Here is a 24,656-nt window from a genome sequence, read left to right on the forward strand (position 1 = left end):
CCGCTCCGTCGTCATGCCGCGATCTCCTTGGTCGCCGGCAGACACAGGACGGCTTCAAGACCTCCCATATGCGACCGGGAGAGGCTCAGCTTCCCGCCGTAAGCATTTGCGATGTCGCCGGAAATCGCCAGGCCAAGGCCTGTTCCGGCGCCATCGTTGTCTTCCTCCTGCTGGCCGCGGACACCGCGCTTCAGCATGGAGGCGTAACGCTCCGGCGTGACGCCCGGGCCATCGTCCGCGATACGCAGAAACACCATCCCGCCATCGCCCCTCGATGCCGTCAGCGCGATGCGGTGTCTTGCAAAACGGACAGCGTTGTCGAGAATGTTGCCGATCGCTTCGGCTGCGTCGGCCGGGTCCGCCTGGACCGTGAGCGCCGGATCGATATCGAGCTCCCAGTCGATCCCGCGGTTTTCGGTGACCGGCGAAAGCACGCTCACAAGCTTTCCCGAAATACCGAGAAGCGATGTCGTCGCCATCTGTTCGACGCCCATTCGTGCGGCCTGCAGCTGCCGGTCGGCGCGCTGGCGCACCAGCTCGATCTGCTGCAGGGCTGTTTCGCGACGGGCGCCCGGCAGATCCTCGACGAGATGGGACAGGACGGTCAGTGGCGTTTTCAGGCCGTGTGCAAGATCGCTTGCCCGGGCGCGCGCCCTCTCGACGGCATTTTCCCGCTCCGACAGAAGAAGGTTGATCTCGTTGACGAGCGGCGTGACTTCGCTTGGCCCCTGCGCACCGATGCTCGGCAGGCGACCCGCCCGGATATCGGCTACATCCTGGCGCAGGCGAGAAAGCGGCCTCAGACCGACGAGGCTCTGGAGGAGTGCGGCAAGGAAAAGCAGGGCACCGATGGCAACCAGCATCATGACCAGCGGCCGGTGATAGGTGGCGAGCGCTTCCTCCATGTCGTTCTTGGAGAAGGCGGTGTAGAGGGTGAAGCGCTGCAGGGCTTCGCCTTCGCCGATCGACATGTCCCTGACCGTGATCAGGATCGTGCCACCATCGGGTCCCTCGGTCTGGTAGAAGCCGCAATAGAGATCGGGAGAAAACAACTGCCGCGAAAGTTCCTGGTCCCAAAGCGAGCGGGAGCGCAGCGGAGGTTTCCCGTCTGCGGGCGATATCTGCCAGTAGAGGCCGCCGGCGGGGATCTGGAAGCGTGCATCGGACGGCTCGCTGGCCAGGGAGAGACCGTTCTGCTGAATGGTCAGCCGGGCGCCGAGCGCGTCCGAGACGGCCGTCATCTCCGCGGAATACTGGTCGGCGACATAGTCCTCGAACAGGTGACCGAGCACGAACCAGGCGAGCCACAGGGCCACGCCGATCGATATCAGGGCACCGATTGCCAGACGGAAACGTAAGGAGCGGATCACGGGCGTTTCTCCGGCAGAACGTATCCAAAGCCACGGCGGGTCTCGATCGCGTCGCTGTCGGTTTTCTTGCGCAAGCGGGCAACCATCGCCTCGACGGCGTTCTTGGCGGCGTCGTCGTCGCGGCCCTGAACCTGGCTTGCAAGCTCCGCCGGCGTCAGGACGGCACCCGGACGGTCAATGAACAGGGAAATCATCCGGTATTCCAGAGGGCTCAGATCCAGCTCGCGTCCGTCGAACGTCACGCGGCGGGCCTGCTCGTCCAGCGTGAACCGGTCGGCCGATTTGACGCGGGCCTGAACCTTGCCGGTTCGGCGAAGCAGCGCCTTCAGCCGGGCGAGCAGCTCCTCGCTGCGAAACGGTTTCGGCAGGTAGTCGTCGGCGCCCGCGTCGAAGCCATCGACGCGTTCCATCCACGAACCGCGCGCCGTCAGCACGAGGACGGGCGTTTCGACGCCGCTTGCCCGCCAGCGCTTGAGAATTGAAAGCCCGTCCATCCCCGGCAGGCCGAGATCGAGGATAATGGCTGCATGGTCGCCTGTCTCGCCCCGTTCCCAAATGTCTGGTCCGTTCGACAGAGTTTCGACAAAATAGCCCTCGCGACTGAGCTTCTCGACGACGAGCGCTGCGATCTGGGGGTCGTCTTCGGCAAGCAGGATCTTCATGATATCAACCGCCTCCCAGCAGCGAGCCGCTTCTCGCATCGACTCGCAGGGTGCGGATGGCACCGGTGTTGTCACGCAGTTTCAATTGATAGACGTCGCGCGACGGCGAGCGGCTGAGACGGATGTCAATGATGCGACCATACCTGGTGGCGTCGATCTTTCTCAGCATCGTCTTTAGCGGCATGATCTGACCGCTGCGAACCGCATCGCGGGCCCGATCGGAATCGTTTGGGCCATAGCCGCCCCCCGAAGCGTCATGGCCTCCCGCACCGTCCTTGCCGTGGTCATCACCGCCATCGTCATCACCGCCGTGGTTATCGCCATCATCGCCACCGCCGTCATTGCCCGAGCCGCTACCGCCCGAACCGGAAGATCCGCCGCCATCGCTGCCGCCATCGCCGTCCTTGGCGAATGCGGGCGCAACGGGTGCGACAATCGCCGACCCGAGTGTGGCCGCGAGCAGCGCAGCAAGACAGATACGACGGGTCACGCCCATTGATACTCCGGATAGGACTGTGTGGCAGCGCTTTTAAGCCGCGAAACACTACTCTGCCATGATGGCGATGTTGCTGCAAACGGCCGCACCCCCGCCGGCATCCGGCGGGGGTGCGGACAGTGGTCGGACAAAGCCTATTTGTGGCCGCCGCGCGTGCCGCCCTTGTGGTCGTTCTTGTTGTGGTTTGCAGAGTCATCGCTGCTCTTGCCGCCGCGCTTTCCGCCCTTGTCGTCGTTCTTGTCGTGGGTCGCGGCGTCATCGCTGCTCTTTCCGCCGCGCTTTCCGCCCTTGTCGTCGTTCTTGTCGTGGGTCGCGGCGTCGTCGCTGCTCTTTCCGCCGCGCTTTCCGCCCTTGTCATCGTTCTTGTCATGGGTTGCAGCGTCGTCGCGGCTCTTGCCGCCGCGCTTGCCACCCTTGTCGTCATTGGCATCATGGTTCGGACCATCGTCCGCACCCTGGCGGGCAAAGGCTGCGGATGTGCCGGCAAAGGGAACGGCTGCCTGGACCAGTGGCAGCGAAGCGGTGAGGGCGAGTGCGGCGGCGAAGGTCGTCAGAGCAAGTTTCGTTTTCATGGCATGTTTCCTCTCGTATTTGGTTGACGAGTGCAGAATGCCATCGGGCCCCTGACAGGCCACTGAGTGCCGCTGTCAGCAAACTGTCAGACTGGAGAGGACTTGCCCTCCAACGGGCCGGTTCACCCCTCCCGATACGTCATTCGACGTATACGTTTTTGCGGTGCAGCAGCCGATAGTCCGGTTAAGCAACGGTTAAATCTCCGGTTGCTTGAACGAACAAGAAGAGGGGTTCGACCAATGACATTCAGGGTGAAACTTACCGGCGCGCTGCTTGCCGCTGCCATGTCCGCCACGGCGCTTTCGGGCGCATACGCTGCCGACGATACGATCAAGATCGGCGTCCTGCATTCGCTGTCCGGTACGATGGCGATTTCCGAGACGACGCTGAAAGACGCCATGCTGATGATGGTGGAAGAGCAGAACAAGAAGGGCGGCGTTCTCGGCAAGAAGCTCGAAGCCGTCGTCGTCGATCCGGCCTCCGACTGGCCGCTGTTTGCCGAAAAGGCCCGCCAGCTGATTTCGCAGGACAAGGTTGCAGCCGTCTTCGGTTGCTGGACCTCGTCGTCGCGCAAGTCGGTTCTTCCTGTCTTCGAAGAGCTGAACTCGATCCTGTTCTATCCGGTCCAGTACGAGGGTGAAGAATCCTCGCGCAACATCTTCTACACGGGCGCTGCTCCGAACCAGCAGGCCATTCCGGCGGTCGATTATCTCGCCAAGGAAGAAGGCGTCCAGCGCTGGGTTCTCGCCGGCACCGACTATGTCTATCCGCAGACGACCAACAAGATCCTCAAGGCCTACCTGATGTCGAAGGGCGTCGCCGAGGCCGATATCATGGTCAACTACACGCCGTTCGGTCATTCCGACTGGCAGACCATCGTTTCCGACATCAAGAAGTTCGGCTCTGCCGGCAAGAAGACCGCCGTTGTTTCCACCATCAACGGTGACGCAAACGTGCCGTTCTACAAGGAACTCGGCAACCAGGGCATCAAGGCCGAAGACATTCCGGTCGTCGCCTTCTCGGTCGGCGAAGAAGAGCTTGCCGGTCTGGACACCAAGCCGCTGGTCGGCCATCTCGCCGCCTGGAACTATTTCCAGTCCGTCGATGCCGAGGTCAATGCGTCCTTCATCAAGGAATGGCACGCCTTTACCAAGAACGACAAGCGCGTGACCAACGATCCGATGGAAGCCGCCTATATCGGTTTCCAGGCCTGGGTTAAGGCCGTCGAATCCGCCGGCACCACCGACACGAACGCAGTTCTCGACTCGATCATCGGCGTTTCGGTGCCGAACCTGTCGGGCGGCTATTCCACCGTCATGCCGAACCACCACATCACCAAGCCGGTGCTGATCGGTGAAATCCAGGCCGATGGCCAGTTCGAAATCGTCCAGGAAACACCGGCTGTCGTCGGTGACGAATGGTCGGATTACCTGCCGGACTCCAAGGACCTGATCTCCGATTGGCGCAAGCCGATGTCCTGCGGCAACTTCAACGTTGCAACCGGCAAGTGCGGCGGCAAGGGCGGCAGCTGATACAGTCTCGGCCATAGTTAAGGTTGCCCCTCACCCTAACCCTCTCCCCGCAAGCGGGGCGAGGGGACTTGGGCACGCGAGAGCGTGACCGGGGGGCGGTGAGGGCGTGACGATCATCCTTTTCCCCGCTGGCGGGGAGAAGGTGCCGGCAGGCGGATGAGGGGCGATCGAGCCCTCCGCCCCACGCGGCCATCCGGGGGACAAAGATATGCCTATCCGTTTTTTCACGCTGATTTTTCTGATCTTTTCGTTTGCAGCGCCAGCCTTTTCGCAAGGGGCGGATCCAAAGCCGCTGTTTAACCAGCTCGCCGATGCCGATTTCGGTCAGGCTGAATCGATCGTCGCACAGATCGCCACCAGTGGCGATATCCGCGTTGTGCCGGCGCTTGAGGCTTTTGCCGAGGGTGATCTCTATTTCCGCAAGGCCGACAAGGCCGTCTTCGTGGCCAAACCCGCCGGTTCGCAGCTGGATCTGATCGATCCGGTGACGGCGGAGAGCGCTGGCCAGGTCGCGAAGGGTGCCGTCACCAAGATCCGCGTCAACAATACGCTGCGGCGCGCCATTCGTGCAGCGCTTGGCGGCCTGACGCTGATGAGCCCGGATCGCGGTGTCCGTCTTGCCGCAGCCGATGCGATCCTTTTGTCGCCGAGTGCGGAGGCGCTCGATCTGGTCGAGGCTGCCATTGCCAAGGAAACCGACCGCGACGTCAAGTTCCGCATGGAAGAGGCGCGCGCCGTCTCGGTGCTCTCCTCCGACCGCTCGCTCGACGAAAAGCGCGCCGCCATCCAGACCATGGGAAATCTTGGCGGGCGCAGTGCGCTCGGCATCCTGAGTTCCGTCTCGACAACGATCGATCCGAGCCTGAAAGCCGATCTCGATGCGGCGATCAAAGCCATCCAGAACGAGCAGCAGCTTTGGGATCTGGCCCAGAACGTCTGGTACGGCGTGTCGCTCGGTTCCGTGCTGCTCTTGGCCGCGATCGGTCTTGCCATCACCTTCGGCGTGATGGGCATCATCAACATGGCGCATGGCGAAATGGTCATGCTCGGCGCCTATTCCACCTATATGGTGCAGGAAGTGATCCGCAGCCACGCGCCGGGCCTGTTCGACTGGTCGCTGACGATTGCGCTGCCGGTCGCTTTTCTTGTAACCGGTGCCGTCGGTTTCGTCGTGGAACGCGGTATCATCCGCTTTCTCTACGGCCGGCCGCTGGAAACGCTGCTCGCCACCTGGGGCGTGTCGCTGATCCTGCAGCAGACGATCCGCTCCATCTTCGGTCCCACCAACAAGGAAGTCGGCAACCCGTCGTGGATGTCCGGTTCGTTCCCGCTTGGCGGCATGACGATCACCTGGAACCGCATGTGGATCGTGATCTTCTCGCTGTCGATCTTCTTTGCGCTGCTGGTGGTGATGAAGAAATCCGCCTTCGGCCTCAATATGCGGGCCGTCACCCAGAACCGCCGCATGGCGTCGTCGATGGGCATCCGCACGCCATGGGTCGATGCGCTGACCTTCGCGCTCGGCTCGGGCATTGCCGGTATCGCCGGCGTCGCGCTCAGCCAAATCGACAACGTCTCGCCCAATCTCGGCCAGAGCTACATCATCGACAGTTTCATGGTCGTGGTGTTCGGCGGCGTCGGAAATCTCTGGGGCACGCTGGTCGGGGCACTGTCGCTCGGGGTGCTTAACAAGTTCCTCGAACCCTCGGTTGGCGCCGTTCTCGGCAAGATCCTGGTTCTGGTTCTCATCATCCTCTTCATCCAGAAACGTCCGCGCGGTCTTTTCGCGCTCAAGGGAAGGGCGATCGAAGCATGATTACCGGCTTCATTCTGCGTGCACTCGAAGGCAAGATCGTCGTTGCCATCGCCATCCTGCTCGGCGTCGCCATTCTCGTCCCGGCGCTCAATCTCCTGACCTCGCCAGACAGCGCGTTCCACATCCCGACCTATGCGATGGCGCTGATGGGCAAGTATCTCTGCTACGCGCTTCTGGCGCTGGCACTCGATCTGGTCTGGGGCTATTGCGGCATCCTCTCGCTCGGCCACGGCGCGTTCTTTGCGCTCGGCGGCTATGCGATGGGCATGTATCTGATGCGCCAGATCGGCTCGCGCGGCACCTACGGCAATCCGCTGCTGCCCGATTTCATGGTCTTCCTCAACTGGAAGGAACTGCCGTGGTTCTGGTACGGGTTCGATCACTTCGCCTTTGCGATGCTGATGGTTCTGGTCGTGCCCGGCCTGCTGGCCTTCGTCTTCGGCTGGTTCGCCTTCCGGAGCCGCGTCAACGGCGTCTACCTGTCGATCATCACCCAGGCGATGACCTATGCGCTGCTGCTCGCCTTCTTCCGCAACGACATGGGTTTCGGCGGCAATAACGGCCTGACCGATTTCAAGGAAATCCTCGGCTTCAACGTGCAGGCCGGCGGCACCCGTGCAGCGCTGTTTGCGATGTCGGCGATCATGCTTGCTCTCTGCCTGCTGGTCGCCTCGGCGATCACCCGTTCGAAATTCGGCAAGGTGCTGGTTGGCGTGCGCGATGCGGAAAGCCGGGTCCGCTTCCTCGGCTTCCGGGTGGAAAATATCAAGCTGTTCACCTTCGTCGTTTCGGCCATGTTCGCCGGCATTGCCGGTGCGCTGTTCGTGCCGCAGGTCGGCATCATCAATCCGGGCGAGTTCGCGCCTGCCAACTCGATCGAAGTCGTCGTCTGGACGGCGGTCGGCGGCCGCGGCACGCTGATCGGCCCGATCATCGGCGCCATCCTCGTCAATGCCGGCAAGAGCTATTTCACCGGCGCCTTCCCGGAGATCTGGCTGTTTGCGCTGGGCGGCCTGTTCATTGCCGTCACGCTGTTTCTGCCGCGCGGCATCGTCGGCACCATCCAGCACGGCTTTGATGGCCGCAAGGCGCTGAAGGCGGCGGTCGAGGCGGAAAAGGGCAGGGATGCCGGGGCGGTCCCGGTCGCCCGACAGGTTCAGGCAGCGGAGTGAGACGATGAACACGATTGCCGAAACACGCACGAAAAGCCTGCTCTATCTGGAAGACGTCTCCGTCTCCTTCGACGGGTTCAAGGCGATCAATTCGCTGTCGCTCGTGGTCGAACCGGGAGAGCTTCGCGCGATCATTGGCCCGAACGGTGCCGGCAAGACGACGATGATGGACATCATCACCGGCAAGACGCGTCCCGATACCGGCCGGGTGATCTTCGAGGACACGATCGACCTCACCAAGAAGGACGAAGCCGATATCGCCCAGCTCGGCATCGGCCGCAAATTCCAGAAGCCGACCGTGTTCGAAAGCCACACCGTGTGGGACAATCTCGAACTGGCGCTCAACCGGTCGCGCACTGTATTCGGCACGCTGTTCTACACGCTGTCTGCCGACGACAAGGCGCGCATCGAGGAGATCCTCGAGACGATCCGCATGTCCCACCGCAAAAACGAATATGCCGCCAATCTTTCCCACGGCCAGAAACAGTGGCTTGAGATCGGCATGTTGCTCGCGCAGGAACCGAAGCTGCTTCTGGTCGATGAACCGGTCGCCGGCATGACGGATGCCGAGACATCCGAGACCGCCTTGCTGCTGAAAGAAATCGCCAAGACCCGCTCGGTCGTGGTGGTGGAACACGACATGGGCTTCATCCGCGACCTCGGCGTCAAGGTGACGTGTCTCGCGGAAGGATCGGTGCTGGCCGAAGGGTCGATCGATTTCGTGTCGAACGATCCGAAGGTGATTGAGAATTATCTGGGACGGTGAGGGATTACCCTCCCCTTGAGGGGGAGGGTCGGCGCAAAGCGCCGGGGTGGAGTGATCTTTGGGATCCCGGCGGTCACCCCCACCCGCAGCTTCGCTGCGACCTCCCCCCTCAAGGGGGAGGTGAAGGGGTGCGGCAAGCTTGTCGATCCTCGAACGGCCGACACAAAGAGAAAAGAGACCGACCATGCTGACAGTCGAAAACGTCAATCTCCATTACGGTGCAGCCCAGGCCCTGCGCGGCGTGTCGATCAAGGCCGACATGGGCAAGATCACCTGCGTGCTTGGTCGAAACGGCGTCGGCAAGTCGTCGCTGCTCCGCGCCGTCACCGGGCAGCACCCGGTGTCAGCGGGTACGATCAGCTTTCAGGGCGAGACGTTGAACGGGCTTGCACCCTATCACCGCGCCAGGCACGGCATCGGCTATGTGCCGCAGGGGCGCGAAATCTTCCCGCTGCTCACCGTTCAGGAAAACCTGCAAAGCGGTTACGCACCGCTGGAGCGCAAGGACAAGTTTATCCCGGATGACATCTTCGCGCTGTTCCCGGTGCTCAAATCCATGCTCGGGCGCCGCGGCGGCGATCTGTCCGGCGGCCAGCAGCAGCAGCTGGCGATCGGACGCGCCATGGTCACGCGGCCGAAAATCCTGGTGCTGGACGAGCCGACCGAAGGCATCCAGCCGTCGATCATCAAGGATATCGGCCGGGCTATCCGTTACCTGCGCGACAGTACCGGCATGGCGATCCTGCTGGTCGAACAGTATCTCGACTTCTGCCGGGAGCTGGCAGATCATGTCTATATTATGGATCGTGGCGAGATCGTGCACGAAGGCGCCGCTGAGACACTGGATACGGCAGAAGCAAGGCGACACCTAACTGTTTAGGGGTCAATGTTTGCATGGCTTCTATTCGTTAACGCTGTTTCAAAGCCTGGGCCTGTGTGCTAGATGAACAGCAGATGAACGCATCTTCCGAACATCGTAGATAACCCCCGCACCCCATGATGAGGCGCTGATGGTCTTTGAACGCATTGTTGGTTCTCGTTCCCGCTCCGCCCTTCGCGCTACCGCGACCGGAGCGTTTTTCTTGGCCGCAGGTGCCGCTTTTGCCGGCTGTGGCCAGCCTATGACGCCGGGTCTCCACCCGGTCACCATCGAGACCGACGGTATCGAACGCCAGGCCGTCTACTTCGTGCCGTCCTCCTATACAGGCAAGGACAAACTGCCCGTCGTGTTCGATTTTCACGGCAGCAACTCCAATCCGGTCGGCCAGTTGAAGCGCTCTTCCTGGGACAAGGTTGCCGAAAAGAACGGGTTTATCGCCGTGGCGCTGCAAGGCAGCCTGTCCGGCAAGGCGCCGGGCACCTATGGCTGGAACGTTCCGCATGTGCAGGTGAGCCAGGCTATTCTTCCTAATGGCGCCCAGGGCGGCCAGGACGAGATAGCCTTTATCGAGGATGCCGTCGAAGAGGTGAAGGATGACCTTTGCGTCGATCCGAACCGCATCTTTGCCTCGGGTTATTCCGGTGGCGGCCGCATGCTGTCAGCCTATGTCTGCTCCGGTCAAGACGATTTCGTCGCGGCCGGTTTCGTCAATTCGCTGCGCGCCGGTCGTCCCGTCGAGACCGATGGCAAGTGGGGCCCGGACGCGGCCAACTGCAATCCGGCCAAGCCGATCTCGATCGTGGCCTTTGCGGGCGAAAAAGATGCCCAGAACCCCTATGCCGGCGGCGGCAGCGCCTATTGGCAGTATGGTTTCAAGACCGCGATCAAGCGCTGGACCGATCTCGACGGCTGCAAGGGCAACGGTAACGCAAAGACGGTCGAAGGCGTGACCTACACGATGTACGGCACCTGCACCAACGGCGCCCGCATCGCGACCTACGTCTTCGAAAAGGGCACGCATGACTGGCCGAGGCCTTCGGAAGCCCGGGAAGCGGTGATGGCTGCCGCCAAGGATGGCGTTGCCGGTGTCACCAAGGTTTCGAGCGTCGTGCCGGCCAAGCCTGCCTTCGACGCCAATGTCGACCCGGCTTTCCGCATGTGGGATTTCTTCTCGAAGGCCGACACGACGGATATGGTCGCCACGGCCGCGCCTGCGAAATCCTCCAGCAGTTTGAAGTCTGGCACGACTGTTGCGTCTGACTGCTCGACACAGATCAACATGCAGGACACGACGTGCAGCAGCATTCAGCCGGCGACACCCCGCCGCAGCGGGCAAGGGGTTCGGGACGCCTTGTAACCAAGGCGTTTGCCGGGCGCACACGGCTTGACCAGTTCTTCCAGGAAGGCTGCGCAAAAATACGCCTTCCGGAAACCTTTTCGCCTGAAATGGAGGCGATCCTCATCAACACGTCAGGGGGACTGACGGGCGGCGACGTGATCGATTGGTCCGTCGCCGCATCCGCTTCCACCCGCCTCTCGGTGACCACGCAGGCCAACGAGAAGATCTACAAGGCGGCCGCAGACACGGCCTCCGTCTCCACTCATATCACCGTCGGCGAAAACGCTTCCGTCCACTGGTTGCCGCAGGAAACCATCCTGTTCGACCGTTCGTCGCTGACGCGCAGGCTCGATGTGGATCTCGCCGAAACCGCCGAATTCCTCGCCGTCGAGGCCGTCATTCTCGGTCGCAAGATGATGGGCGAAGCGGTCAATCTCGGCTTCTTCCGGGATCGCTGGCGTGTCCGGCGCGCGGGCTCGCTCATTCATGCGGAAGAAATGCGTTTCGACGGCGATATCGCGCGGCTGGCGGAAGCGGCCGCCGTTCTCTCCGGCCAGGTCGCGTTCGCGACGCTGTTCTATTCCGGACCGCTGGCAGAAGCTCTGTTTCCGAAGCTGAGGGACTGTCTCGGGCCCACGTCCGGCGGGGCGAGCTTCTTCAACGGCAAGATCGTTGCGCGTCTCACGGCACCGACGGGGTTCGAGCTCAGAAAAAGCCTGGTACCGGCAATTTCCGTATTGCGTAACGGCGCGCCAGTGCCGAAAGTCTGGAACATCTGATTTGTCATTGATGACGCCGATTGCGGGAAGCCCATGAACCTCACCCCACGCGAAAAAGACAAGCTTCTGATTTCCATGGCCGCGGTCGTTGCCCGTCGTCGCCTGGAGCGGGGCGTCAAGCTGAACTATCCGGAAGCGATCGCGCTGATCACCGACTATGTGGTGGAAGGTGCGCGCGATGGCCGCTCCGTGGCCGCTTTGATGGAAGAGGGCGCGCATGTCATCACCCGCGACCAGGTGATGGATGGCATCCCTGAAATGATCCACGACGTGCAGGTGGAAGCGACGTTCCCGGACGGGACCAAGCTCGTCACCGTGCACGAACCGATCCGCTGAGGAGTTCGCCATGGCTCTCGAACTGCGCCCCAACTGCGAATGCTGCGACAAGGATCTCCCGCCCGACAGCCGCGAGGCGATGATCTGCACGTTCGAATGCACCTATTGCATCGATTGCGCTACGAGCGTGCTTGCCGGTATCTGCCCGAATTGCAATGGTGAACTGGTGCGTCGTCCGGTGCGCCCGGCTGCTGCACTCGTCAACAATCCGGCCTCGACGGTGCGTGTTCTGAAGGCCGAAGGCTGCCAGCCAAAATTAGCATTGAGCGCCTGAGGAGGTGGACCATGATACCCGGTGAAGTCTTTACCGTTGCAGGCGAGATCGAACTCAATGTCGGCGCCCCGACGATCTCGATCGAGGTTTCCAATACCGGCGACCGGCCGGTGCAGGTGGGCAGCCACTACCATTTCTTCGAGACCAATAACGGACTTGCGTTCGATCGCGACAAGGCGCGCGGCATGCGGCTCGATATCCCCGCCGGCACCGCCGTTCGCTTCGAACCGGGTCAGACCCGGTCGATCACGCTGATCCCGCTGTCCGGCGCCCGCAAGGTCTACGGGTTCCAGCAGAAGATCATGGGTGCCCTATGAAATCGCTGGCGCTTCTGGCCGCCTGTGGCTGCGTGCTCCTGATCGATGCTCCGGCATCCGGCGAGGACAGGCCGGACGTGGACTGCGACAACGCCCAGGTCCAGATGGAACTGACCTACTGCGCCGAGCAGGAATTCATCGCCGCCGACAAGCTTCTCAACACTCAATACAAGAAGACCCGCGACCTCATGCGGGCCCGTGATGCGGATGCCGATCCCTCCACGGCAGGTGCGGAGAAAGCCCTCGTCGCAGCGCAACGCGCCTGGGTCGCCTACCGCGACGCCCAATGCGCCTCCTACGGCTTCCAGGCCCGCGGCGGATCGATGGAACCGATGCTGATCTACGGCTGTCAGGCAGGGCTGACCGCGAAGCGGACGGACGAGCTGAAGGAGCTGACGGAAGAGGGGAACTGAGCCTCTGCTGCTCCAGAAGCGACATTGGTTAGGCAGGAATTTTTGCGGTAAACTAGGCGCTATCGATAGCTCCGGAGCACGATAATGGGCAGGTTCGAAGCCAAAACATCGACGGATGGCGAAGCAACGATCCCGGTCGAGGTGCGTCAGGCGCTCGGCCTGAAGCCGGGCGGCTCGGTGCAGTTCATCGTTGATGACGAGGGCAAGGTCACCGTCGAGGCGAAGAAGAGCGATCTTTCGCATCTGCGCGGCATTTTCGGCAAGCACGAGGGCCCGCCAATGGATATCGAGGAGGCGATCACGGAGACGGTCGCCCGCCGAACGTCTCCCGGTCGCTCGGAGGATGATCCTTGATCGGTCTCGATACCAATATTCTTGCTCGATATTTTCTGGACGATGACCCTCTTTGGTCGCCACAGGTGGCCCAGTTTTTCGACGAAAGTCTTTCCACGAGCCGGCAGGGGTTCATCAATCCCATCACGCTGGTGGAACTCGTCTGGGTACTGCGTCGCAAATCTGGTTACGATCGCGAACGATTGGCCAGCCTTATCGAAGGACTTATCTCGTCCGATCGTCTTGTCATTGGCGAGGCGGATGCGGTTGCCAGAGCGCTTGCGTCGTTCAGGACGGGAACTGCCGGTTTTGCCGATTACTTTATTGCCGAACTCAACACGGCTGCCGGCGCGTCACCAACCGTGACACTCGACCACGCCGCCGCCAAGAACATGCCTTTCATTCTGCTTTCTCAGGAAGTCTGATCCATGCCCTACAAAATGTCCCGCGCGTCCTATGCTTCCATGTTCGGCCCGACCACCGGTGACAAGGTGCGGCTTGCCGATACCGAACTCATCATCGAAGTCGAGAAGGATTTCACCGTCTATGGCGAGGAGGTCAAGTTCGGTGGCGGCAAGGTCATTCGTGACGGCATGGGGCAGAGCCAGGCAACGCGGGCCGAGGGTGCTGTCGATACTGTCATCACCAATGCGCTGATCGTCGATCACTCGGGCATCTACAAGGCGGATGTCGGTCTGAAGGACGGCCGGATCCATGCGATCGGCAAGGCCGGCAATCCGGATACGCAACCGGGCGTGACGATCATCGTCGGACCATCCACCGAGGCGATTGCCGGCGAAGGCAAGATCCTGACCGCCGGCGGCATGGATGCGCATATCCATTTCATCTGCCCGCAGCAGATCGAGGAAGCGCTGATGTCGGGCATCACGACGATGCTTGGTGGCGGGTCGGGACCGGCGCACGGTACGCTTGCCACCACCTGCACCGGCGCCTGGCATATCGAGCGGATGATCGAAAGCTTTGATGCGTTTCCGATGAACCTCGCGCTGGCCGGCAAGGGCAATGCCTCGCTGCCGGCACCGCTCGAGGAGATGATCCTCGCCGGCGCGTCATCGCTGAAGCTGCACGAGGACTGGGGCACGACGCCCGCCGCCATCGACAACTGCCTGACAGTCGCCGACTCTTTCGACGTGCAGGTGATGATCCACACCGATACGCTCAACGAAAGCGGCTTCGTGGAAGACACTATCGGCGCCATCAAGGGCCGCACCATTCATGCCTTCCACACGGAAGGGGCCGGCGGCGGTCACGCGCCTGACATCATCAAGATCTGCGGCAATCCCAACGTCATTCCGTCCTCGACCAATCCGACGCGGCCCTACACGATCAACACGCTGGCCGAACATCTCGATATGCTGATGGTCTGCCACCACCTGTCGCCGTCGATCCCGGAAGACATCGCCTTTGCCGAAAGCCGTATCCGCAAGGAGACGATCGCAGCCGAAGACATCCTGCACGATATCGGCGCCTTCTCGATCATCTCGTCGGACAGCCAGGCGATGGGCCGCGTCGGCGAAGTTGCCATCCGCACCTGGCAGACGGCCGACAAGATGAAACGCCAGCGCGGTCATCTGCCCGACGAAACCGGTGATAACGACAATTTCCGCGTCAAACGCTATATCGCCAAATACACGATCAACCCCGCGGTCGCGCACGGCATCAGCCATGAAATCGGCTCGGTCGAAGTCGGCAAGCGCGCCGATCTGGTACTCTGGAGCCCTGCCTTTTTCGGCGTAAAGCCGGAAATGGTGCTGCTCGGCGGCTCGATTGCGGCAGCACCGATGGGTGATCCAAACGCATCGATCCCGACGCCGCAGCCGATGCACTATCGCCCGATGTTTGCAGCCTATGGCAAGCTGCGCACCAATTCCTCCGTCACCTTCGTCTCCCAGGCGTCGCTCGACGCGGGCATCGTCGGCAGGCTGGGGGTCGCTAAAAAGCTTCTCGCTGTGCGCAATACCCGTGGCGGCATCTCCAAGGCGTCGATGATTCACAATTCGCTGACGCCGCATGTGGAGGTCGATCCGGAAACCTACGAAGTGCGCGCCGATGGAGAGCTCCTGACCTGCAAGCCGGCAACGGTTCTGCCGATGGCACAGCGGTACTTCCTCTTCTGATGCAATACCTTCCCGGACACGGCGCATGAAGAGGCTTGCAAGGCGGTTGCTGCTGGCGATCCCGGCAATCGCTATCCTGATCGTTCTCGCCGTCGCCGTTGGCACATTCGTGCCGCGGCCACTGTTTGCGCCGGATCCCCCGCACGCTTCCGAAAACACGCGCCGGATTCTGGTTCTTTCGAACCCGATCCATACGGATCTCGTCATCCCGCTCGATGCGGAAACGCGGGCGTCCTATTCGTTTCTGGATTCATCAGGCATTCCCGTCGCCGATCCCGCGGCAGAATGGCTGGTGATCGGTTGGGGAGGGCGGTCCTTCTATCTGGAAACGCCGACCTGGGCCGATCTCAAACCCATGCCGGCCTTCCGCGCGCTGACCATCGATTCCTCGGTCGTGCATGTCGATGTCGCCGGCGGCATAGACGACACGCATCCGGCCGTGCAGGCGTTCGATCTCGATGCAGATCAATTCCAAGCCATGTCCGACTTCATTCGTGCCAGTTTTGTGGAGGTGGATAACAAGGTCGTGCCCATCCCCGGCGCAGGCTACGGCGTCTATGACCGCTTCTTTGAAGCGCATGGATCGTTCAACGCGCTTGTCGGCTGCAACACCTGGACCGCGCGGGCGCTGAGGGCCGCGGGACTGCGCACGGGGCTGTGGAATCCACTGCCGCAGTTGCTGGCGCTGTCGCTCCGGATTTTCAATTGACGGCCCATGCTTTTCCCGGCCACGGATTTTGCAGCCGGGAGCGTAACTAGGCCTTGTGCCGAGCATCGCGCTTGGTGATTATGCCGCCTTCAAGGAGACTTTCATGCAGCATATCCATTCCTATCGTCCCGCCGGTGAAATCAGCGATCCGCCGGTGGATGTCGTCACCTTGCCGCATGATCTGCGGCACCTGCGCCGCAAGCTGCTGCATTTGTCGAACGGCGACATGGTGATGCTCGATCTCAAGGAAGCGGTGCTGTTTCACCATGGTGACCGGCTGGTGCTTGAGAACGGGGATACGGTGGAAGTGCAGGCGGCGCCGGAAAAGCTGTTCGAGGTCAAGGCGCGCGATACGCTGCACCTGATCGAGCTTGCCTGGCATCTCGGCAACCGGCACCTGTCGGCGCAGATCGAGGACGGCCGTATCCTCATCCTGCGCGATCACGTCATCCGTTCCATGCTGCAGGGCCTCGGCGCAACCGTCACCGACATTGACGAACCCTTCCAGCCGGCCCGCGGCGCCTATCACGCGCATGGCGGCCATGATCACGGCAGTCACGGTCATCACGCCCATGACTGAACCGGTATGATGCAAGACGTGGGTCTGCAGGGTAAGCTTGGGCAGGGGCTAGATACGCACGCCTTGCTCCGTCTGATGGCATGGCTGTCTCCGGCTTTTCCGATCGGCGGCTTTGCCTGGTCGGGCGGGCTGGAGCGCGCGGTGGCGGATCGGCTGGTGACATCGGCCTCGGATCTCGCATCCTGGCTCGAAACCATCCTGCTTCACGGTTCGCTCTGGAACGATGCGGTTCTGTTTTCGAGCGCTTTCGAGGCTGTCGATCAACCCGACGCGTTGAAGGACCTCTCCGAACTCGGTCTGGCGCTGGTAGGCTCGGCAGAGCGTCATGCGGAAACGTTATCGCTCGGCCAGGCCTTCGTCACGGCGGCCATCGCCTGGCCGCACCCTGTGCTGCAGCTTTTGCCGAAACAGGTGCCCTTTCCGATCGCGGTCGGCGCCATCTCGGCGGCCCATGGCGTGCCGAAGACGAGCGCAATCGCCGCCTATCTGCATGCGGCTGTCTCGCAATCGGTCTCAGCCGGCATCCGCCTTGGTGTGTGCGGTCAGGCCCACGGCGTCGGCATTCTGGCCGGTCTCGAGGCTCTGGTTGGCGAGATTGCGACCAAGGCACAAGGCGCAACGCTCGATGATCTCGGCGGTGCCGCCGTGCAGGCGGAGATCGCCTCGCTTCGCCACGAAACACAGCATTCGCGGCTGTTCCGGTCCTAGCGACCGGGATAAGCTGTTGCAGCAATCGAAAGGAATGTCCTCATGAAATCGGCAAACGGACCGCTTCGCGTCGGGATCGGCGGGCCGGTCGGCTCCGGCAAGACGGCGCTCACCGAAAAGCTCTGCAAGGCGATGCGCGACAAATATTCGGTCGCAGTCGTCACCAACGATATCTACACGAAAGAGGATGCCGAAGCGCTGGTGCGGATGCAGGCGCTGTCGTCGGACCGGATCGTCGGCGTCGAGACGGGCGGATGTCCGCATACGGCGATCCGCGAGGATGCGACGATCAATCTTCAGGCGATCGCCGGTCTCAACGAGCGCATTCCTGATCTCGACATCGTGTTCATCGAATCCGGCGGCGACAATCTGGCGGCGACGTTTTCCCCGGATCTCGCCGATATCACAATCTACGTGATCTCCACCTGCCAGGGCGAGGAAATTCCGCGCAAGGGCGGGCCGGGTATCACCCGCTCCGATCTCCTGATCATCAACAAGAAGGACCTGGCGCCTTACGTCGATGTCGATATCGACGTGATGGACAGGGATGCTTCGCGGATGCGCGAGATGAAGCCGCATGTCTTCACCGACCTCAAGCGCGGCGAGGGCGTCGAGCATGTGGTGCGGTTTCTGGAGACGCAGGGCGGGCTGTGAGATCGCAATGACGAGGTCTGCGGTTTCCTGACCCTTTGAGGCAAGCCATGCTGACGCGAGTGGCCGGCCTGCTCGGGCCGGCCTCCCGGGTTACTTGCTTCGACGGTTCAGATTTCCCGCAGCGCCTGTACGTCCACCACCTGGATGATGCGGCCGCGAACCGTGACACCTGTCTTGCGCAGAGACGAAAAGGCGCGCGACAGGGCTTCGGGAGCCAGTCCCAGCATGCCGGCGAGCAGGCTTTTCTGGAACGGCAGGCGGATCGCTGCCGGTCCACCGTCAACCGGGCAGCGGCTGAGGATGTAGTTTGCCACCCGTTGCGGCGCCGTGAACAGCCGGTCGTTGGCAACACAGTCCATCGTGCTGATCAGATGACGCGACAGGGTCGTCATCACGGCGCGGGAGATACCGGGATCCTCTTCAGCCAGATCCTTGACCGTCTGCAGGTCGAAACGCACCAGCGTGCAGGTCTCTGCGGCCTGGGCGAAAAAGGGATACTTCCGGTCCGCATAAAGCATGCACTCGCCGAACGTATCTCCCGGTGCGGAAATGCGGATATCCGCGTCGCGCCCGTCTCGGCTCAGCCGGTAGAGGCGGACATAGCCATTCAGCACACAGTAAAACGCTTCGGCACGTTGGCCCTCTCGCACGATGAGGTCACGGGCGGACACTGTCTCGACACTCATCGCCGACAGCATCTTGACCAGCGAGTTACCGGTCAGGCCGTGCATGAAAGGCGTTTTCATGAGAACCGCGCGGTCGCGATTGTTGAGTTTGATGTCGCCGTTGCCCATGTCCGTTCTTCTTTTCTGGCGGGGAGCTTCCTAGAATGTAATTATTCTAAATTAACACGTGCTCCGAAGCGCGTTTTGACGTCGATCAAATCGTCCAAGATTCTTTGCGATCGGGATGCGCTTTTGCATTTCCGCACCCTTCGACGTCTCCTGCCCCACCCGGAATCGCTTGCTTGGACCGGTGATTTTACTCCGCAGCCATGGGCGGAAGCCGCAGGACCTTGGCGCCGCCAGAGGCGCTGAGCATATCGTGGTCGATGCCGTTTTCGCGTTCCAGCCGGCGAAGCCGCTCGCCAAGGTCACGGTTCTCCTGGGTCAGTTCCTCGTTGGAAAGGCCGAAATCCTCCTCTTCTTTCTTGCCGACCAGGCGACCGAAGATCCGCCCGAGCAGGCCGGAAAGATCGTCCATGATGAGGAAGAAGGCGGGGACAACGAGGAGCGACAGGACGGTGGAAACGATGATGCCGCCGATCACGGCGATTGCCATCGGGGCGCGGAACGATCCGCCTTCGCCGATACCCATCGCCGAGGGCAACATGCCGGCCGACATGGCGATAGACGTCATGATGATCGGGCGGGCGCGCTTGCGGCCGGCTTCGACCATGGCGTGAACACGCTCCAGTCCGTGGCGTTTCATCTCGATGGCGAAATCCACGAGCAGGATGGCGTTCTTCGTGACAATCCCCATCAGCATCAGGATACCGATCAGAACCGGCATCGACAGCGCGTTCTGGGTGACGATCAGGGCCACCGCCACGCCGCCGATCGCAAGCGGCAGCGAGAACAGGATGGTCAGCGGCTGGATGACGTCCTTGAACAGCAGGATCAGCACGACCAGAACCAGAAGCAGGCCCATCAGCATGGCATTGCCGAAGCTCTGGGTCATTTCCGCCTGCACCTTGGCATCGCCGCTTTCGGCCAGCCGAACGGATGGCGGAAGGTTGGTTTCGTCGACGATGCGTTTGAACTCGGCCGACGACGTATCGAGGGCGGTGCCGAAGGGGACGTCGGAGCCGATCGCCACGACGCGGTTGCGGTCGTTTCGCTTGATCGAACTCGGGCCTTCCGAATAGTCCACGTCGGCAACGCTCGCAAGCGGCACGGTGGCGCCGCTTGAAGTCCGAAGCTTCAACGCCTTGATGGATGCCAGATCGCGCCGCACATCGAGCGAGGTCTGGACACGGATCGGGATCTGCCGGTCATCCAGATTGATCTTGGCGAGATTGGCGTCGATATCGCCGATGGTCGCGACGCGCACCGTTTCGGAGATCTGCTGCGGCGTGATGCCGAGGCGCGCGGCTTCGGCCATACGCGGACGGATCTGCAGTTCCGGCCGGGGCAAGGCACCATCGGAGGAAACATTGGCAAGGATCGGCGAAGCGCGCAGGCGCGATTCCAGGAGCCCGATCGCATCGTTCAGGTCCGCCTCGTTGTCGGAGAGGAAGTTGAACGCCAGTTCGCGCTCGGCACGGTCGTTGACCTTCGAGATACGCACGTCCGGGATATCGCGGATTGCGGCAAAAATGTCCTTTTCCACGTCCCATTGCGGACGGGTACGGCCATGTTCTTCCATTTTCGGCAAAGAAGAGCCGATCAGCGGCAGGCTGCCCAGCCCCTTGTTGACCAGCGTCTTGATCAGCGAATGGTCGATGTTTTCGAGGATGACACGAACGGTCGAACGACGCAGTTCGAGATCGCCCTTGGGCGAGGCGCCACCGAGCACGAAGACGCTTTCGACGCCGTCGATATCGCGAACCGCGTGGTCGATCCTTTCAGATGTCTCGGCGGTCTCCTCCAGCGTCGCATTGGGCGGCAGCTCGACGGAGAGAACGACGCGAGAGGAATCGTCCGGCGGCAGGAAGCTGCCGGGCACCTGGCTCAGCAGCATGAGCGATCCTGCGAGGAAGGCGATGGCGCCGAGAAGCGTCGCATAGCGCCAGTACCATTTGCGGGTCGTGCCGGTGACCAGGCGCGTGTAGGCGCGCATGATCCAGCCGTCATTGTCGTGGTGGTCTTCCATCCCGTCTTCGGCGCGCATCAGATAGGCCGCCATCAGCGGCGTGATCAGGCGCGCGACCGCCAGCGAGAAGAAGACCGAGAAGGCGACGGTGAGACCGAACTGGATGAAATACTGGCCCGGAACGCCCGGCATGAAGGAAACGGGCACGAACACGGCGATGATGGTGAAGCTCGTCGCGATGACCGCGAGGCCGATCTCGTCGGCCGCCTCGAGTGCTGCCTTGTACGGCGTCTTGCCCATCTTGATATGGCGGGCGATGTTTTCGATCTCGACGATCGCGTCATCCACCAGGATGCCGGTCGCAAGCGTCAGCGCCAAGAACGAAACGAGGTTGAGCGAGAACCCCATCAGGTCCATCACCCAGAAGGTGGGGATTGCCGACAGTGGCAGGGCGACGGCTGCGATCAGCGTTGCGCGCCAGTTGCGCAGGAACAGCATGACGACGATGATGGCAAGGATCGAGCCTTCCACCAGCGTGTGAAGGGCCGCTTCGTAATTGCCGTAGGTGAAATAGACCGAGTCGTCGACCATGGCGATCGCAACGTCGGGATGCGCCTTGCGCACGCCGTCGAGGCTTTCCGCGACGGTTTCGGCGACCGAGACTTCGCTCGCACCCTTGGCGCGGAAGACCGCGAAGGTGACGGCCGGCGTGCCGTTGAAGCGCGAGAAGGATTTCTGCTCCTCGTAGGTATCGGTGACGGTGCCGAGCTCCGACAGCCGCACGAAACGGTTGTTGGAAAGGCTGATCGACGTCTCGGCCAGTTGCGCCACATCGCGGGCATCGCCGAGCGTGCGGATCGTCTGTTCGTTGCCCGCCACCTGGCCACGGCCGGAGCCGAGATTGACGTTGGTGCCGCGGATCTGCTGGTTCACGTCGGCTGCCGTGATGCCATAGGCATCGAGCTTGGCGGGATTGAGCGAGACGCGCACTTCGCGATCGGAGCCGCCGTAACGGTCGATACGGCCGATCCCGGCCTGGCCTTCCAGCGCCCGTGTCACCGTATCGTCGACGAACCAGGAGAGTTCTTCGAGCGTCATGTTCGGCGATGAGACGGCGAATGTCTGGATCGCCTGTCCTTCGACATCGACCTTGATGACGATCGGTTCCTCGATGCCGGCCGGCAGGTCGCCGCGGATCTTGTCGATCGCGTCCTTGGTATCCTGCACCGCTTCCGGCGTGGGCTTTTCGATGCGGAACACGACGACCGTCTGCGACTGGCCATCGGTGATGGTGGACTGGACTTCGTCGATGCCGCTGATCGAGGCGACGGCATCCTCGATCTCCTTGGTCACCTGTACTTCCAGTTCGGCAGGCGATGCGCCGGACTGGACGACGGTGACGGAAACGACGGGCACGTCAATATTCGGGAAGCGGGTGATCGGCAGCGCATAGAAGGACTGGATGCCGACGTACAGCAACAGGGCAAAGCCGAGGAGCGGTGCGATCGGGTTGCGGATGGACCAGGCGGAGAAGTTCATCTTCGCGTCCTCAATTCGAAACAGCGGCGGGCGGGGCCCGGTCAGCTTCGGCCTTGTCGGCGCCAGCCTTTGAGCCCGGCAGGACCTGGTTGATCTTGTCGCCGTCGCGCACGAAGGCGCCGGCCTTGGCGACGACCCGGTCGCCCTCGGCAATGCCACTGACGATCTGGATAAAGCCGCCATCCTGGATGCCGGTCTCTATCTTGACCTGCTTGACCGTGTCGCCGTCCACCTTGCGGGTGACCGAGCCCGACGGCGCCGTGGTCACGGCCGAGAGCGGCAGGGCCAGCGCCGTCGTTTCGGTGATGACGATCTCCGCACTGCCATACATGCCCGATCGGGCACCACTTTCGTCATCCACGACGATATGCACGGCGCCGAGGCGGGTGGTCGCATCGACGGAGGGCGAAACGATCCGCACCTTGCCTTCGATCTTGCGTGTGCCGCCGGCAATGGTGATGATCGCCTTCTGGCCGAGCTTGACCTTCTGGATGTCTGTTTCCGAAAGATCGGCCACGAGTTCGATCGCGCCGTCCTTGATGATGGTGAAGAGCGGTTCGCCGGCGCCGGCGGCAATCGCGCCGATCCGCGCATTCTTGGCCGTGACGACGCCATCAACCGGGCTTTTGACGCCGGTGCGGGCAAGGTTGAGGTCGACGTCCTTGATCTGCGCATCGACGACCTTGACGTCGGCCTCACCGACGGAAACGGCCTGTTTCGCCGCGTTCAGCCGTGCTTCGGCGACTTCAACCTGAGCCTGCGTCTGTTCGACCTGGCTCTGGCTGCTGGTGCCGTTTTGTCCGAGTTTTCTGGTGCGGTCGCGCTGGCGGATGGCGTCGGCCAGATTGGCTTCGGCCTCGATCACCTGCGCCTTGTATTGCGCGACGCCGGCCTCGGCTTTGGCCCTGTTTGCCTCAAGCTGGCTTTTTTGCAGAATGAGCGAGTCGTCGTTGAGGGTTGCGAGAACCGCGTCCTGCTTCACCTCGTCGCCGACATCGGCATCGACGCTGCGGATAGAGAGACCGTCGACCAGAGGCTGGATGTAGATTTCCTCGATCGGGCGGATCGTACCGGTCGCGATGACCCGATCGGTCATGGGGCGGGTTTTGGCCTCGGTCACGATGATCGACGGAAGGTTCTTCTGCGGTGCGGTCGGCTGTGCTTGCTGCGCCAATGCCGGAAAGGCGAGGAGCGTGATCAGGGCAGGGGCGAGGGACGCCGCCAACAACGCGAGCTTGGACGAAATGCGAAACATGCGACGACTTCCGATGCACCAGAGGGTCTTTATTTCGCTGTCCGGGATCCGCGCCCCTCCCTGCGCAGTACCTGATGAGGTGGTGACGACCCGAAGCCGCCACAAGTCCGTCATCCGACAAATTCATGTCCCGTGTTTTTACGGCTTCCGTCGCCGCAAATCAATCTGCTCGCGGAAATGCCAAGACCAAGATCAGTGATGGTTACCGCCCCATAAAATATGCCCGGCAGCGCGCCGGGCATACACTGTTTTCGGCAGGTTAGATCGGCTCGATCAGGGCCTGCTTATTTAAGAGCGGCGGTCGTTACATCGGTCGTGTAGCCACCATCCGGCTGCTTGGTGATGATCTTCTGGTCGAGCAGCGCCTTTACCGTGCGCTCGTAGGTCGCCATGTCCAGCTTGCCGTCGCCGATCAGCTTTGCCACTTCGCCCATCATGCGCTTCTGGTGGTTCTCGTCTTGGCCGCCATTGTCCATGACGATCTCTGCTGCTTCTTCCGGGTTCTCGATCGCGTATTTCCAGCCCTTCATCGAAGCGCGCACGAACTTGACCATGTTCTCCTTGAACTTCGGATCGGCCAGCTTTGTGTCGAGAGCGTAGATCCCGTCTTCCAGAAGGTCGTTGCCGAGCTTGGTATAGTTGAAGACGACCAGATCTTCGGCCTTGAAGCCGGCGTCGATCGCCTGCCAGTATTCGTTATAGGTCATGACGGAGATGCAGTCCGCCTGCTTCTGGATCAGCGGCTGGACGTCGAAGCTCTGCTTCAGAACCGTCACGCCATCCGTACCGCCCTCGGTCTTCAAGCCGATCTTGTTCATCCAGGCAAAGAACGGATACTCGTTGCCGAAGAACCAGACGCCGAGCGTCTTGCCCTTGAAATCGGCTTCCGTCTTGACCGGGCCGTCCTTCGGGCAAATCAGCTCGAGACCGGACTTGGCGAAAGGCTGGGCGATGTTGGTCAGCGGTACGCCCTTTTCGCGGGCAACCAGCGCGCCGCCCATCCAGTCGACGATCACGTCGGCGCCGCCGCCGGCGATCACCTGTTCCGGAGCGATATCGGGACCACCCGGCTTGATCGTCACGTCAAGGCCTTCCTCCTCGTAGAAGCCCTTGTCCTTGGCCACGAAATAACCGCCAAACTGGCCCTGGGCGACCCATTTCAGCTGCAGCGTCAGCTTGTCGGCGGCGAATGCATTGGATGCAGCGAGCGAGAACGCCCCCGCCATCAGTGCCATGATCATCTTTTTCATCGTCGTTTCCC

Annotated in this window: 26 protein-coding genes; 18 read left to right on the forward strand and 8 right to left on the reverse strand. The window is 61.9% G+C overall.

Features of this window, described 5'->3' with window-relative positions; translation table 11 throughout:
- Positions 1-11: 11 nt before the first annotated feature.
- From ACQY1L_RS03645 to ACQY1L_RS03660, 4 genes are all read right to left on the reverse strand, one after another.
- The gene (locus tag ACQY1L_RS03645) at positions 12-1,370 is read right to left on the reverse strand and encodes a sensor histidine kinase (protein WP_092660125.1); all 1,359 of its coding nucleotides are present in this window, start codon (positions 1,368-1,370) and stop codon (positions 12-14) included.
- Entirely contained in the window at positions 1,367-2,032 is a 666-nt protein-coding gene (locus ACQY1L_RS03650) for a response regulator transcription factor (protein ID WP_062582661.1), read from the reverse strand. The genes ACQY1L_RS03645 and ACQY1L_RS03650 overlap by 4 nt, the downstream gene beginning before the upstream one ends.
- Positions 2,033-2,036: 4 nt before the next feature.
- Positions 2,037-2,528, reverse strand: a complete 492-nt coding sequence (locus ACQY1L_RS03655; protein ID WP_092660127.1) for a PepSY domain-containing protein — start codon at positions 2,526-2,528, stop codon at positions 2,037-2,039.
- Between the two features lie 134 nt (positions 2,529-2,662).
- Positions 2,663-3,100: a hypothetical protein gene (locus ACQY1L_RS03660; protein WP_430242817.1), complete on the reverse strand. Its 438-nt coding sequence runs from the start codon at positions 3,098-3,100 to the stop codon at positions 2,663-2,665.
- Positions 3,101-3,340: 240 nt separating this feature from the next.
- Here ACQY1L_RS03660 and urtA point away from each other — a divergent pair, with 240 nt between their 5' ends.
- From urtA to ureG, 18 genes are all read left to right on the forward strand, one after another.
- Entirely contained in the window at positions 3,341-4,633 is a 1,293-nt protein-coding gene (gene urtA, locus ACQY1L_RS03665) for an urea ABC transporter substrate-binding protein (protein ID WP_062455231.1), read from the forward strand.
- Between the two features lie 208 nt (positions 4,634-4,841).
- A complete protein-coding gene (gene urtB, locus ACQY1L_RS03670) occupies positions 4,842-6,449 on the forward strand; it encodes an urea ABC transporter permease subunit UrtB (protein WP_430242819.1) in 1,608 nt (535 codons plus the stop codon).
- Positions 6,446-7,621 carry an urea ABC transporter permease subunit UrtC gene (urtC, locus tag ACQY1L_RS03675; RefSeq protein ID WP_430242821.1) on the forward strand — a complete coding sequence of 392 codons (1,176 nt, stop codon included), beginning with the start codon at positions 6,446-6,448 and terminating at the stop codon, positions 7,619-7,621. The genes urtB and urtC overlap by 4 nt, the downstream gene beginning before the upstream one ends.
- A 4-nt stretch (positions 7,622-7,625) precedes the next feature.
- Positions 7,626-8,387, forward strand: a complete 762-nt coding sequence (urtD, locus tag ACQY1L_RS03680; RefSeq protein WP_430242822.1) for an urea ABC transporter ATP-binding protein UrtD — start codon at positions 7,626-7,628, stop codon at positions 8,385-8,387.
- A 184-nt stretch (positions 8,388-8,571) separates the two neighbouring features.
- A complete protein-coding gene (gene urtE / locus ACQY1L_RS03685; RefSeq protein WP_113165714.1) occupies positions 8,572-9,267 on the forward strand; it encodes an urea ABC transporter ATP-binding subunit UrtE in 696 nt (231 codons plus the stop codon).
- Positions 9,268-9,469: 202 nt separating this feature from the next.
- Positions 9,470-10,624 (forward strand): alpha/beta hydrolase family esterase, encoded by a 1,155-nt coding sequence (locus ACQY1L_RS03690; protein ID WP_430242825.1) that lies wholly within the window; start codon positions 9,470-9,472, stop codon positions 10,622-10,624.
- On the forward strand, positions 10,561-11,385 hold the full coding sequence (locus tag ACQY1L_RS03695) for an urease accessory protein UreD (protein WP_430242828.1): 825 nt from the start codon (positions 10,561-10,563) through the stop codon (positions 11,383-11,385). Before ACQY1L_RS03690 ends, ACQY1L_RS03695 begins: the two co-directional genes overlap by 64 nt.
- Before the next feature lie 33 nt (positions 11,386-11,418).
- Entirely contained in the window at positions 11,419-11,721 is a 303-nt protein-coding gene (locus ACQY1L_RS03700; protein WP_062455242.1) for an urease subunit gamma, read from the forward strand.
- Positions 11,722-11,731: 10 nt separating this feature from the next.
- A complete protein-coding gene (locus ACQY1L_RS03705; RefSeq protein WP_430242830.1) occupies positions 11,732-11,995 on the forward strand; it encodes a DUF1272 domain-containing protein in 264 nt (87 codons plus the stop codon).
- An 11-nt stretch (positions 11,996-12,006) separates the two neighbouring features.
- Complete coding sequence (locus tag ACQY1L_RS03710) at positions 12,007-12,312, forward strand: urease subunit beta (RefSeq protein WP_062455246.1); 306 nt, start codon at positions 12,007-12,009, stop codon at positions 12,310-12,312.
- Positions 12,309-12,725 (forward strand): lysozyme inhibitor LprI family protein, encoded by a 417-nt coding sequence (locus ACQY1L_RS03715; RefSeq protein WP_174196334.1) that lies wholly within the window; start codon positions 12,309-12,311, stop codon positions 12,723-12,725. The genes ACQY1L_RS03710 and ACQY1L_RS03715 overlap by 4 nt, the downstream gene beginning before the upstream one ends.
- A gap of 84 nt (positions 12,726-12,809) precedes the next feature.
- On the forward strand, positions 12,810-13,079 hold the full coding sequence (locus tag ACQY1L_RS03720) for an AbrB/MazE/SpoVT family DNA-binding domain-containing protein (RefSeq protein ID WP_062582687.1): 270 nt from the start codon (positions 12,810-12,812) through the stop codon (positions 13,077-13,079).
- Positions 13,076-13,483 (forward strand): PIN domain-containing protein, encoded by a 408-nt coding sequence (locus ACQY1L_RS03725; RefSeq protein WP_430242834.1) that lies wholly within the window; start codon positions 13,076-13,078, stop codon positions 13,481-13,483. Before ACQY1L_RS03720 ends, ACQY1L_RS03725 begins: the two co-directional genes overlap by 4 nt.
- Before the next feature lie 3 nt (positions 13,484-13,486).
- Positions 13,487-15,196: an urease subunit alpha gene (ureC, locus tag ACQY1L_RS03730; RefSeq protein WP_430242836.1), complete on the forward strand. Its 1,710-nt coding sequence runs from the start codon at positions 13,487-13,489 to the stop codon at positions 15,194-15,196.
- A 25-nt stretch (positions 15,197-15,221) separates the two neighbouring features.
- Positions 15,222-15,905: a TIGR02117 family protein gene (locus ACQY1L_RS03735; protein WP_430242838.1), complete on the forward strand. Its 684-nt coding sequence runs from the start codon at positions 15,222-15,224 to the stop codon at positions 15,903-15,905.
- A gap of 103 nt (positions 15,906-16,008) precedes the next feature.
- Positions 16,009-16,485 carry an urease accessory protein UreE gene (gene ureE, locus ACQY1L_RS03740; RefSeq protein ID WP_062457838.1) on the forward strand — a complete coding sequence of 159 codons (477 nt, stop codon included), beginning with the start codon at positions 16,009-16,011 and terminating at the stop codon, positions 16,483-16,485.
- A gap of 6 nt (positions 16,486-16,491) precedes the next feature.
- The gene (locus ACQY1L_RS03745; RefSeq protein WP_244476123.1) at positions 16,492-17,193 is read left to right on the forward strand and encodes an urease accessory protein UreF; all 702 of its coding nucleotides are present in this window, start codon (positions 16,492-16,494) and stop codon (positions 17,191-17,193) included.
- A 42-nt stretch (positions 17,194-17,235) separates the two neighbouring features.
- Complete coding sequence (gene ureG / locus ACQY1L_RS03750; protein ID WP_062582696.1) at positions 17,236-17,847, forward strand: urease accessory protein UreG; 612 nt, start codon at positions 17,236-17,238, stop codon at positions 17,845-17,847.
- A 107-nt stretch (positions 17,848-17,954) separates the two neighbouring features.
- Here ureG and ACQY1L_RS03755 read toward each other — a convergent pair whose 3' ends face one another.
- The 4 genes from ACQY1L_RS03755 to ACQY1L_RS03770 all read right to left on the reverse strand — a co-directional run bounded on the left by ACQY1L_RS03755 (position 17,955) and on the right by ACQY1L_RS03770 (position 24,645).
- Entirely contained in the window at positions 17,955-18,641 is a 687-nt protein-coding gene (locus ACQY1L_RS03755) for a Crp/Fnr family transcriptional regulator (RefSeq protein ID WP_062455259.1), read from the reverse strand.
- Positions 18,642-18,828: 187 nt separating this feature from the next.
- The gene (locus tag ACQY1L_RS03760) at positions 18,829-22,140 is read right to left on the reverse strand and encodes an efflux RND transporter permease subunit (RefSeq protein WP_430242842.1); all 3,312 of its coding nucleotides are present in this window, start codon (positions 22,138-22,140) and stop codon (positions 18,829-18,831) included.
- A gap of 10 nt (positions 22,141-22,150) precedes the next feature.
- Positions 22,151-23,395, reverse strand: a complete 1,245-nt coding sequence (locus tag ACQY1L_RS03765) for an efflux RND transporter periplasmic adaptor subunit (protein WP_430242844.1) — start codon at positions 23,393-23,395, stop codon at positions 22,151-22,153.
- Positions 23,396-23,679: 284 nt separating this feature from the next.
- Positions 23,680-24,645: an ABC transporter substrate-binding protein gene (locus ACQY1L_RS03770; protein ID WP_430242846.1), complete on the reverse strand. Its 966-nt coding sequence runs from the start codon at positions 24,643-24,645 to the stop codon at positions 23,680-23,682.
- Positions 24,646-24,656 lie beyond the last annotated feature (11 nt).

The sequence above is a fragment of the Neorhizobium sp. DAR64862/K0K3 genome, assembly GCF_050500185.1.
In the GTDB taxonomy this organism is placed as follows: Bacteria; Pseudomonadota; Alphaproteobacteria; order Rhizobiales; family Rhizobiaceae; genus Neorhizobium; species Neorhizobium soli.